General features: G+C 38.3%; 7 protein-coding genes. 1 reads left to right on the forward strand and 6 read right to left on the reverse strand.

The genetic code is table 11. The features are described 5' to 3' along the window. Positions 1 to 30 precede the first annotated feature (30 nt). The 4 genes from IR022_RS01760 to IR022_RS01775 form a co-directional block, all read right to left on the reverse strand. Positions 31 to 1,707 (reverse strand): putative transporter, encoded by a 1,677-nt coding sequence (locus IR022_RS01760; RefSeq protein ID WP_050708096.1) that lies wholly within the window; start codon positions 1,705 to 1,707, stop codon positions 31 to 33. Positions 1,708 to 2,129: 422 nt separating this feature from the next. After that, positions 2,130 to 3,308 carry a membrane lipoprotein lipid attachment site-containing protein gene (locus IR022_RS01765; protein ID WP_194202387.1) on the reverse strand — a complete coding sequence of 393 codons (1,179 nt, stop codon included), beginning with the start codon at positions 3,306 to 3,308 and terminating at the stop codon, positions 2,130 to 2,132. Between the two features lie 212 nt (positions 3,309 to 3,520). Beyond that, positions 3,521 to 4,294 carry an NUDIX hydrolase gene (locus IR022_RS01770; RefSeq protein WP_050708844.1) on the reverse strand — a complete coding sequence of 258 codons (774 nt, stop codon included), beginning with the start codon at positions 4,292 to 4,294 and terminating at the stop codon, positions 3,521 to 3,523. 261 nt (positions 4,295 to 4,555) lie between these two features. Beyond that, the gene (locus IR022_RS01775; protein ID WP_194202388.1) at positions 4,556 to 6,871 is read right to left on the reverse strand and encodes a TonB-dependent receptor; all 2,316 of its coding nucleotides are present in this window, start codon (positions 6,869 to 6,871) and stop codon (positions 4,556 to 4,558) included. Positions 6,872 to 7,175: 304 nt separating this feature from the next. Between IR022_RS01775 and IR022_RS01780 the strand changes: the two genes are divergently transcribed. Beyond that, positions 7,176 to 8,504, forward strand: a complete 1,329-nt coding sequence (locus IR022_RS01780; RefSeq protein WP_194202389.1) for a mechanosensitive ion channel family protein — start codon at positions 7,176 to 7,178, stop codon at positions 8,502 to 8,504. A 56-nt stretch (positions 8,505 to 8,560) separates the two neighbouring features. On the opposite strand, the gene IR022_RS01785 is transcribed toward IR022_RS01780, so the two are convergent. Next, on the reverse strand, positions 8,561 to 10,849 hold the full coding sequence (locus IR022_RS01785; RefSeq protein WP_194202390.1) for an outer membrane beta-barrel protein: 2,289 nt from the start codon (positions 10,847 to 10,849) through the stop codon (positions 8,561 to 8,563). 187 nt (positions 10,850 to 11,036) lie between these two features. Further along, positions 11,037 to 12,317: a PBSX family phage terminase large subunit gene (locus tag IR022_RS01790; RefSeq protein ID WP_199330240.1), complete on the reverse strand. Its 1,281-nt coding sequence runs from the start codon at positions 12,315 to 12,317 to the stop codon at positions 11,037 to 11,039. Positions 12,318 to 12,445: the final 128 nt, after the last annotated feature.

Genomic DNA, 12,445 nt, shown 5'->3' on the forward strand with positions numbered 1-12,445 from the left:
ATAGCTTATGGATCAATAAGCTGATAATCCTTACATAAAAAATAAGAGAATCAACTGAGTCGAGATAATCCGAAAGAACATAGTAACGGGATATACAGTTGCGTATGCTACGGCAGGTTCATCGCCCTCAACAGTTGTATTTGCATAATTCAGAGCCATTGGGTTTGCCATGCTTCCGCAAAGCATCCCGATGGTTTTTGCATAATCGAACTTCAAAGCTTTTACGGCTATTGTTCCTACAATAAGTACGGGAATTACGGTTAGACCAAAGCCTATTGCTATCCAAAGTAAACCTTCGCCATTCATAAGAGTATCGAAGAATTGTCCACCCGAATCTAAGCCCAAACAAGCCAGATATACAACTATACCCAATTGGCGGAGCATTAAGTTGGCACTCTGTGTTGTGTATGTAGTAATGCGAAAACGAGGGCCGAAAGCTCCCATCAATATTCCTACAATAATAGGACCGCCTGCAATACCCAATTTTATAGGAACACTAATTCCCGGTATAGGAAAAGGTATGGCTCCAAGTAATAAGCCAAGTGTAATACCTATAAAGATGGCTATAAGATTAGGATTTTTAAGCCTTTCAAGTTCATTACCCAATAGTTTGGCAACATTGTCAACAGCTGCTTTTTCGCCTACAATAGTTAGTTTGTCACCTATTTGCAGAGCCAAGTCAGGCGATGCTAGTAGGTCAATACCTGCACGATCGATACGAGTAATGTTTATTCCATATAGATTACGTAGGCGGAGAGCTCCAAGCTTCACACCATTTACTTTGCTGCGTGTTACTATAATTCTGCGAGATACTAAATGGCTGTTGTCTATGTGATTCCAGTCGATATCCTCTTTGTTCCAGTCTACCTCTTCTTGTTCTCCGAATAGAACCTCAACCAATTCTACATCCGATTTTATGGAGATAATCAGCACATGATCGTTAAGTTCTAGAGTTGAATCAGAAGCCGGAATGGTTACTTTACCATCTCTCCAAATACGTGATATGATGAATTTACGAGGCGATAACTTCATGATATCCTTTATGGTACGTCCTATAATTGCAGGATTAGTTACCATAAATTCGCCTACATATGTGCTTTTGTCTTTTTTCTCTTTGTTGTTAGAGGTCGCATCTTGCGGTACAAGACATTTACGCATAAATGCAATAGCTAGAATAACGCCTACTACACCTAATGGATAAGCAACGGCACATGCCAAAGCCATATCTGCCAATTCTTTGGAGGAGTTTGGGGAAATTTGTCTCAAGGTTTGTTGTGCAGCTCCCAATGCAGGAGTGTTGGTGACTGCTCCCGATAGAATACCCATCATATTGGGCATAGATATATCGGTGGTGAAATAAATAAGAAAGGTGAGTGCTATACCCAGAAGTACAACTGCCATGGATAGCATATTGAGGCGAAGCCCTCCTTTTTTGAGGGAAGGGAAGAATCCCGGTCCTACCTGTATTCCTAAAGAATATACAAATATAATAAGCCCAAAGTTTTGAGCGAAATATAGCATGTCGCGATTCACATCGAGTCCGAAGTGACCTATGATTATACCCGTAAAGAAGACGAAGGTAATACCCAATGAAATATTGAATATTTTGAGTTTTCCGAGTTGTAGTCCGATAGCCGAAATTACGGAAATCAAGATTACCGTCTGTATCATCGACGGCTTAAAAATGGCATCTAATAACCAATCCATGTCTATATCTAAGTACTATAAATATTTATTGTTATATTCTTTATCTATAAGCATTCTGAGTTTATAGAATTCATATAACAAACAAAGAGGTCTTAGACCTCTAATGTTCGGAGGACAAAGGTATTACTATTATCCGGATTTTAGCAATATGTAAATGAATCTTTTGTTTGGAGAGGTTTTTTTATGAAAATATTATTTATTAAGGTTTTATTGAGGATTAATAGTGTTAAATTGAAAATGTGCAATTATTTTCTTTAATAATCGTGGGTATTACAATGGTAATGCACATGACAGCTATCCAGCAACAATCTTTCAGTTTGGGTTATCATATGCTATATTCTAATAATAAAGAGTTACTATATATAAAAAGGCTTCCAATCTGATTGGAAGCCTTTTTATATATATGTTTTTTTAGAATAAACTTATCTTCTGCCACCACTCGATGATCTACCCGAAGCCGCTGCACTAGAGCCACTACTTGACGATCGAGAACTACTAGAACTTGAGCTACTGCTTGTAGACTCTACTTTAGGTGTAGAGGTGGTAGTTGTAGATCGCGAAGAATCGCTGGTACGAGTTGAGCTGGAGCTTGACGATGTACGACCGCTACTAGAGCTAGAGGTACTGCTTGCAGGTCTTGTGTAACTGGTTGTTGATGAACTTGAGCTTCCACTTGATACTTTACGGCTACCACTCGTATTGTATGACGATTCGGTTCTTGCAGGTGTAGATGTTGTTGATGTACTACTTGGTCTTGAATAGCTGGCTGATGAACTTGAGCTACCTGTGTTATAGGCTTTGCGGCTACCTGACGATGAACTTGTAGTTTTTGCAGGATCTGAAGGACGTACTGAAACTGCACTGGTTCTGGACGAAGTATTATTCGTAGAACTTCTGTCAGGACGGCTACTGGTACTGCTAGTCTCAGTTCTCTTCTCTGTCGATCTACCATTGGATGATGACGATGAGCCACTACTTGGGCGAGTACTTGTTCCTCTATCTCCCTGTGCAGCTGCAGATGATCCGGGACGACTGCTTCCTGACGTGTTAGGACGGCTTTCGCTAGGTCTGTTACCACTTTCAGGCCTGGTAGATGTGCCACTTCCTGGTCTGCTCGATTCGCCGCTGTTACCCGGTCTGGTAGGTCTATCGTTATTGCCAGGTCTGTTATTCGGTCTCTCGTTATTTCCTGGTCTACTTGGTTTACCGCTATGAGGAGGTCTGCTAGGACGATGTCCAGGTCTGTTTCCGTTTCCACCATCAACAATAATTATAGGACCACCCATAGGAGGTAATATAGCGGGAGGACCCATTGCGGGAACAAATGGAATGTCATCGTATAGAAATTCGTACCCTGTTAAGTAATCGTTCCAAAATTCGAGAGCGTATACTTCATTCTGAAAATTACGGTATTGAAGTACTTCCTGCACTCCGTCGTGTGTATAGTTTACAGCAAGTACTCTTTCGGGATAACCCAATAGATAGGCAACATCCTCTTTGCCCATTCCTACAGTAAGGTCGTTCATCCGATCCACATATTGAGTCGTTCCACAAGCTGTGAGTATTACAGCTAAAGAAAGTATAAATAATATCTTTTTCATATGTGTTACGCGTTAGTTAGAAATTTTTTTCATCTATACCCATTAGAGTGTAAGTTGAACAAAAGGTTTAAAGCGATTAGCAAATTATCACAAAGATATTATTATTCTTATAGATTTTTGGGCATCTGGTGAGAATAAGGTGATATAAATTACAAAAAAAGGTATGGCTCCGGCATTAATTCATGACTAATAGACAAAACTCGGTTTGTATATTACCACTCGTTATGTGCCATTCCGCTTTTCATGGCATAATTGTATTTGTCTTTATCGAATGTAAAGAGTGTAGCTGATTTGCAACCCCATTTTTTAGAAACTTCATCTAGTTTTACGACATAACCCGTAGCTAACATTTTTCGCTGAAAGTTTCTTCTGTCTAATTTTCTATCCAATATAGTTTCGTATATGATTCGTAAATCGGACATGGTAAATTTTTCAGGTAAAAGCTCGTATCCGATCGGAACGGTGGTTATCTGAGAGCGTATCGATTTAATAGCTTTTTCTATTATCTTGTTATGATCGCCGTATAGTTGTGGAATTTCATCTATCTGAAACCACTCTACTTTCTCGTTTTCGTTTGAATAGATTTTAAGCTTAGAGTAGTCGACCAGTGCATAATAGCCAATGCTTACAAACCTGTCGAGCAACCAATGAGGCGTGCTTATGCCAACATTCTCCAAGATATTTTTGTTCTCTTCTGGATTTACTCTTAGGGTATCGCCGAAGAGATAAAATTGTTTCAGATAAATTTCGCTAAGTCCCGTTCTCTCAGAGAGAAGGCGATGGGCTGCACAATTTACATTTTCATCTAATAATACAAATCCACCGGGGAGCATCCAGGTTGAATTAGCCTTGAACTTGTTAAGTAGAATTTTTAGGATTCCGTTATGAAATCCAAATATGGTGCAATCAATAGAGATACTAGGCAAAAAAGGATTTGTTTTTTCTTCCAGACGATATCTGTGATCAAGCGAGTTTTCTGTTCCCATGGTGGTATTCTTATAGATTTAAGTGATCAAATTTAAAGAGTACTTTTTGATTTTCTCTCTGTTTTGAAATATTTAACGATAAATGCAGAGGAATAGATTTGCATAATTATTGTTTTTTTAGATGTATGATGTTTGAGCATAGTGTATTATGTGCTATATTATTTTTTTTGTTAAAAGTGTTTTTAAGACAAGAAGAAGGTGTAAGATGGTTTGTTAAAATCATGCCTATACCTTCGCTTCTCCTTCTATTCTCTATTTTTATTATTTAGAACTTGACATAATGCCCGAATCGTTGTCTGAGTTATTAAGTCTTTTGTCTCCACCTTTGAACTGTCGTCCGAAGTTAACATTAAAAGATGCTTTTATATAAATCAGTTGAGTGAGGTTCTCTGTATATACCTTCGATTGGGTAGGTATCATAGCAGACCAATTCTGATCGTTTCTTTTGTATGTGCCTCCAAAGGGGTTGAATGACCCGAGGATGATGGAGTAGTTTGGTTTATTGTAGCCAAAACTGATAGAGTGTATACGTTCTCCCGACTCGAGTGTTTCGCCATAAAAATAGTCCCAAGGGGTATATATCATAAAGTTGGCAACCCAGTTTTTATAATTACCGTCTATCGACAAACGCATATATTTGTTGGTATAGGTATGTGTGTAATTGCTGCCTTCGCTTATATAGCGGTTTATACCGGGTGTGAATGCTATTGTAAGTCGGTCTTTTATAGGGCGGAAGCGTAGCGTAAGTTCGCCACCCAATTGGTGATGTGCTTTTTGATTTTCGTAGGTACGTATAAATTTACCTTCTTCAAAAAGTATGGTTTCTGCCACCGGATTGCGTTGATAGTTGTATTGAAGAAATAGATCTACCCCAAACATTCCTTTATCATATCCTGCTGTAATGTTGTTGCTATAACCTTGAGACATTCTCAGGTTAGGGTTTCCTCGGCGTATTTGTAGCGAATCTATTATTTGCTCTACGGCATTGAGGTCGCCCAGCGATGGGGTATTTCCCCAGATATTTACTTTGTAACGGACAAATGTTTTGTCGCTAATGTTGTAGGTTACACGTGCCGATGGGCGGAAAGAGTATCTCTCTTCTACGTCTTCGCCTTGGCTGTAATAAGAACGTATTCCTCCTAAGCTTGCTACATAGTTGAATTTACCTTTTTGAAATTGGTATTCAGCATATACATAAGTTTCAGCAAGATTCATGGCTACCTCGGCTATTGTATTGCCTGTATATTCGTTTCGTGTAAATACCTGAGCATGTTTTAAACCCGTTGTAAACTTGCCTTTCTCTGTTTTTTTCTCGTAGATACCTTCTGTTATCAGCGAATATTTATCGCCCGATATGTGCGATTGAATGTCTGTAATAGGTTTTTCGTCTCTCCACTCTTCATAGATACGGTTGTTTTTGGAGTTGATGTAAGTTCCTACCACATTCACTATTATAAGCTGGTCTTTCTTAAGATTTCGTTGATAGTAAACGTCTAATGATGGAATATTAGTTTTCTCGGACGAAAGATCGGAGATAGAAAGCGGTACGCTATTATCTGATGTTGTTATACTACTGTTTCTGTTGGTATATAAGTTGGGTGAATTGTTGTATGAATTTCTGAAAGTTACATTCAGAAAGTATTTGTCAGCTTCCATCAAACTATAATTCAGAGCAAGGTTCAGATTGTTATACTTAAAAAGAGTAGGTTCGCCAATCTCGTTTCTATGTAATGTTCTGTCAGGGAAATTAAAGGTTTCGCTATTTGTGCGTGTCCATTCCAATTTACGATATCCCCAATAAGCATTCATCCCGAATTCCGATTTTCGATGGTTTACTTTTACTGATAGATTGTCTTCTGCAAAACCTGTGGAGCCGATGATATTCATCAAATCGCCATGTATGTTTCCTCCCGACTCTCGGCGGCGTACAATATAATCTAATACGGCTGATGCACTGCCATAACGAGCACCGGGATCGTCGTGATATTCTATACGGATAATATCCGAAGGAGTGATGGCTCTTATCTCTTCGTTGGTAGTCAGTGCACCGTTGATACGTAGCTGTACCTCGCCTCTGCCCGAAGTGGTAATTGCATTATCTATGGGGTTTATGTTGATACGTGGTAGTTGCAACTGTTGCAGCAGATCGAGTCCGTTAGTAGATGTTTTTATCTGGCTTTCGGATGGGAATATCAATTTTCGGTCGGCCTTGTCTATTACCGATTGTGCGGTTACAGTTACAGTATTCAGCGCTACGGATGAGGGCTCTAGTGTAATGTTTCCCAGATTGCTGTCTGTTGCAGGATTCTCTACAGGAACATAAGATGTCTCATATCCCATGTAAGATATTGATACCAAATAGTTGCCCGTAGGATTAACTATATTGAACAATCCGTTTGCATCGGAATTGACTCCTTTTACAAATGTAGAATCGCTTTGGAGCAATGTTACGTTTGCATATTCAATTGGCTGAGCGTTGGTCTTATCAACCACCTTCCCCGATATTTTTATTTGCTGTGCCGACAATGTGCTTGCAATTGTCAGGTAAATTATGATTAAGGGCAATATTCGTTTCATGTTTTTTAATTTTATATGTCTATATGACGAATCAATTGCCTTTTTGGTTACGATGTTTATCATATATTTTTTACCATAATACTAAGTATTAGCCCTTGTTTGTAGATAAATGGTTTATTATTATTTGTTTATCAATTTTAATAAAATGTCATTTGTTTTCTTTTTTATAATCAAATTAGTCAAAACGGCGAGTTATACTTGTTTGGCGGGCTTAACTATAAGTAAGTATGATATATGTCTTTTAGTATTCTTTAAACTTATTGAGATAATTATTGTTCTTCTTATATACATCAATATCTTGTATATGCTGAACTTGTTGTTTTATATGTCTGTGGCTATCATTCTTTTATCAGGAGGTGCGGTTGAGGTAGTCGGTTTACCTAAATTCTGGCTTTTGCAAAACCTGAATGATGCTTTAATTGATATTGGTGTAAGTGCTCAAATCTCAAATGCTATCGTTTTTGTTGTTACCATCTTAGTCCTTGCAGGTATTGGGTGGTTATTGTTTTTAATAATAGGGCGTCTTTCGTTTCTGTTTGTAAAAGATCAAACGCTTAATTCTAAATCAGGTATCTTCAAAATTTTGATGAAGTATAGCTTCTTTAAGCGTCTCTTTGTGCTCATTGCTATTATTGTTGTTGTATTCAGTTCGAGGGTTTTGTTTTCGGGCTTTTCGGCTGATTGGATTCAATTTATTTTGGCATTGTCACGCTCGGTAATGATTATTTGGATATTGCTTGTCTTATATTCGCTTTTAGATGCTTGGAATACTTTCTTCGAACTGCATCCTAAAACTCAGCAAAAATCGCTGAAAGGCTATATTCAGGTGATGAAAATTATATTTGGTGTAATAGCCGTTGTATTTATTATAGCAACCCTTGTCGGCAAAGAGCCTTCTAATCTGCTTGTTGGATTTGGTGCTACGGCAGCTTTTATTTCACTGATTTTTAAAGATACAATTCTGGGCTTTGTGGCTTCCATTCAACTCTCGTTTCAAGATATGGTACGTCCGGGCGATTGGATAGAGATGCCTTCTAAGAATGCCGACGGACTTATTGTTGATATAAATCTTAGTTCGGTAAAGGTGCAAAACTGGGACAATTCGGTGACCATGATTCCTATATATGCTATGGTAAGCGATTCGTTTACCAATTGGCGCCGTATGGAACTGGGGCCGGGGCGCCTCTTTGTCCGCACCTTTAATTTGGATACCAAATCGGTCAAATTTGCAGACGAGTCTCTTTTAGAGTTTTTGTCTAAACATCCTGTTACTAGTGCCAATTATGCCGAATGTCTTACCTTGGCTCATATCAGTTCGCCGGGGGCAATGCTTACCAATCTGGCATTGTTCAGGGCTCAGCTTGAGCTGTTTCTGCGTAAACATCCACAAATTAATGACCAACTTATGCTTTTTGTCCGATATATGAATACCATTTCAGGCGAGGGTATCGGTATCGAAATCTATGCTTTCTCGCGAGAGAAAGGTGCTGCTGGTTATGACGTTATCCATCGTTCGGTGATGGAATATGTTATATCTGCGGCTTCTCTTTTTGAGCTTACATTGTTTCAGTCTCCTTCGGGCGACGATTTCCATCGCATAGCAAAATCAAGAGGCGAAAAGCTTAGTTCGTAAACTCCGTTCTGTACTTTCGCTGTTATTTGAAGCGTCCTAATAAGGTAAGTATAACTTTAAATATCGCTATTGTCTATTTTCTTTTCTGCCGACTTGTATTGTCTTCCAAAATTTATATTGTAGGAGAGCTTAATATAAGGCATCTTACTGATGTCTGAACTGGTTACCTGTGACGATGATGGCACTATTGCGGAGAATGTTTGCGATGCCGATTTCCACTCTTTGGTGAACGGATTTATGACTCCTGCTGATACCGAAAACCGATCGGTTTTATAACCCAAGCTAACATTCTGCCATGCTTCATTCAAATAAAGTGTTTCGCCTTCGAAATAGTGGAAACTATTGGATAGAAAAGCATTGAAAATCCATTTTTTATAATTGGCAGTCACATCCGAGTTATAATAATATCGGGTATGGGTATGTAAATAAGTATTTCCCTTGCTGATATATCGGGCTACACCGGGTGTGAAACTAAGGGTCAGGTGGTCTTTGATGGGTTGTACCTGTATTCTCAATTCACCCATCATACTATGATAGGCTTTCTGATTGTTACTTTGATTGATAAATTTACCATCCTCAAAAAATATATCATTTGCAATATTAGCATCTATATAACGGTATCTCATCCACAGATTGAAATCGAACATTCCTTTCTTATATCCACCCCACAGTGTATTCTGGAAAGTTATAGATGGTTTTAGGTATGGGTTACCACGTCTTAGTTGTAACGAATCTATTTCCTGCTCTACATTATTGAGATCGCCTTCGGAGGGTACTCTATTATAAACTATTCCGTTGTATTTGATATACGTACCCTCGTTTATGGTATAGGTCATGCGAAGCATTGGACGGAAGAGATATTTCTCTGTTTTATTGCCTTGCGAACTATAATACATACGTGTTGCACCGACTCCGAGTGAGGTGTTGAATTTTCCCTTTTTTAATTGATACTCTGCATATAGATATGTTTCGGCTTGATTCATATCTACCTGAGCTTCGGTACTTCCCGAATAGGTGCTTTCTGTATAAGTTTGGGTCTGTTTCAATCCCGTAGATAGTTTACTGCCTGTTCCGAATGTTTTTTCATAAATACCCTCTGCAACCAATGCATATCTGTCGCTTTTGGTAAGATTATTTATATCTGTATAAAATACATCGTTGCGGCTTTCTTGAAACGTATATTCGTTTTTGCTGTAAGTATATTTACCTATAACGTTCACTATTATTAGCTGCTGATTTTTGAGATCTCTTTGATAATAGAGATCAAGCAAAGGAGCATTAGTCTTGTAGGCAGAGTGTATATAGACATCTACAGGTTCGGAGTTTCCCGAAATGTAAGTGCTTTTTTCATCATCAAAGCCATTGGGCGTATCTCTGTAAAATTGACGTAAAGAGACATTGAAGAAGTATTTTCCAGATTCTTGCAAGCTGTAATTGAGGTTGTTATTTATTCCTATTGTCTTGAAGGGGATGGTTCCTCCTATGCGACTGCGGTGAATTTCTTTGTCGGGAAAGATAAACGATTGCTCGCTGTTTCGGGTAAAATCCAGTTCTCTATTCCATTCATTGGTGTTGAATGAGAATTCCGATTTCTTGTGATTCACTTTGGCGTTGAATGAATTATTGCCAAATCCTACGAAAGGATTGTTCATCACTTCGGCATTTAGACTTCCTCCCGAACTTTTTCGTCGGGTAATAAAGTCGAGAACGGCTGCAACATCGCCATATCGTAATCCTGGATTATCGTGGAACTCTACTCTGATAATATCTTGTGGCATAAGTGCCAGAATTTCAGAATAGGACACTATTACTCCATTGATCCGTAATTGTATTTCGCTTCCGTCCGATGTTTTGATTACGTTATTAACCTGATCTATTATTACACGAGGTAGCATCAAGTTTTGTAGTAAACTTATTCCGCTGATTGACGCTTTTAACTGTGCCGTGCTAGGTAGTATAACGTCTCTATCTATTTTATGAATAATAGGACTGGCTGTAACTGTAATGTCGTTCAATGCAATAGATGTAGGATGCAATGCTATATCACTTACGGTTATATCTTTTTCGGGTTTGGTGAGGTCTATTATTTGTGTTTCGTAACCCAAGAAGGATACCGATAGCAGAAGATTCTCTTTTGTGACTTCAGGGATGGAAAAGCGACCATCATCGTTAGAATTTACTCCTTTGATGAAAGTCGAGTCTTGTTTTAGTAACGAAACTGTTGCAAAACCGATGGGAGTTGATTCTACGGCATCTATAATCTTCCCCGATATTTTTATCTGTTGAGCTGACAATGTGCTTGTTATTGTCGCAAGGATAATCAAAATTGATAATGTGTAACGCATAATTTAGGCTTATTGTTTAATAGAATGACTCTAGTAGCCTGCTATTTGTTACACATATGCAAAGATTTTTTTGAGAATAAAGAGAGATTATTCTATTTCTCTGGCTTTAGGTTATGTTCTTTGCTAGAATATTTAAGGTATTTATACAGTATAAAAAGAGATGGAGAATTTTAATTCTCCATCTTCTTTATTTTCCTACATAATAGTCGAAACCACTTTTTTGACTCAGTTTATTTAAAGCTACATAGCGTTGAGCATCAATAGAATGGTTGAACCGATCGATCGGTATATTGCTCGGATTCCCGAATTCATCAGTAGTCCAGCGATAATTTCGATATTCATTGATGAGGTTTGAGCTATTTTGAGTCAAATGCTTTGGATATCTATTCAATACAGCAAGTCCTGTTAAAATACTATCTCTACCTTTGTTAGCAGGCTCTACATTCCACCCGCAATTACGTATTTCACGAATAGATTTCGGTTCGGCACTATCAGCCACAATGGCTATTTGTTGTGTAATGTTACATTCTTCGAGGTGTTTGGCTATCATTAGATTATCGTATCCTCTTGAATAGAGTAATTCTTCTATCCACAATTCGCCTTCCGACAGCCTTATGTCGACTATTGCCGTGGGATCGTTGGTGAAGCCAAAGTCTATGCCCAGCCATCTCTGTTTGTAAGACGAGGGTAGAGAAGGGGTAATATCCCAATTTTGGAGGATGAGTCCAACCTTAGAGCCCGTTAGTCCCAAGCCATATACTTGCCACCATTCTACATCGTTTTTACTCGATTCTATTTCTTTTACCTGCGCTTCCGAAAGATATTCGTTATTTAGATAGGTCGAGTGAATCAGTGTAGCTTCGGGTCGGGGAAGAACTTTTTCATCTACCCAAAATTCATAGCAAGGATTATAATCGAGAAATATGGTTTCTGTAGTACGGATAGCTAATTGGCGATATGTTTCGTAAGGAATATTAATACACTCGTTTATATAAAGAATGTCACGGGCAGGACCATGCACTTTTCCGGGTTGGTCGGCTGAGAAAAATTCTATATATGAATTATTTACCTGATATATTTTGTCCGTAGCATTCCACGATTTTAGATCCCACTTTCCTTCTTGGCGAAGCATATTCTCAAAATCTCTTATACAGCCTTTCTTGAGGTGCGGCATCGATTCGGATACTATGGATATCAGTCGTGGAGTTTTTGATAATTCGGCAACAATATAAAGTAGTTGTAGTATACTCCATGTTTTGGACGAACGTGTCGATCCTTTGTTGACTATTACTCGTCGTCCTTCGTTATAGGCTTCGAGGTTACGGCTAAATACGGAAGTTACTTTCACAGTGGCTTTTGTATATAGATAAAAAAAAGACGAACAGTGTTGTTCGTCTTTTTTTCTATTAATAATTTCTATATAGATCAACTCTTTATCGAGTTTATAGCTAATTGTTCTTTTTGACATGAATGATGGATACCTTTGGTGCAGAGATATTGCAGGTAGATTTGTTTTCTTATAACTTATGGTTCTCGTGGTATTTATCGAGCTTTTACCTTATGTTAAGGACTGAACTATGAAAAGAAGCAATATTT

It is taken from the genome of Dysgonomonas sp. GY617 (assembly GCF_015233815.1).
Classification (GTDB): domain Bacteria; phylum Bacteroidota; class Bacteroidia; order Bacteroidales; family Dysgonomonadaceae; genus Dysgonomonas_A.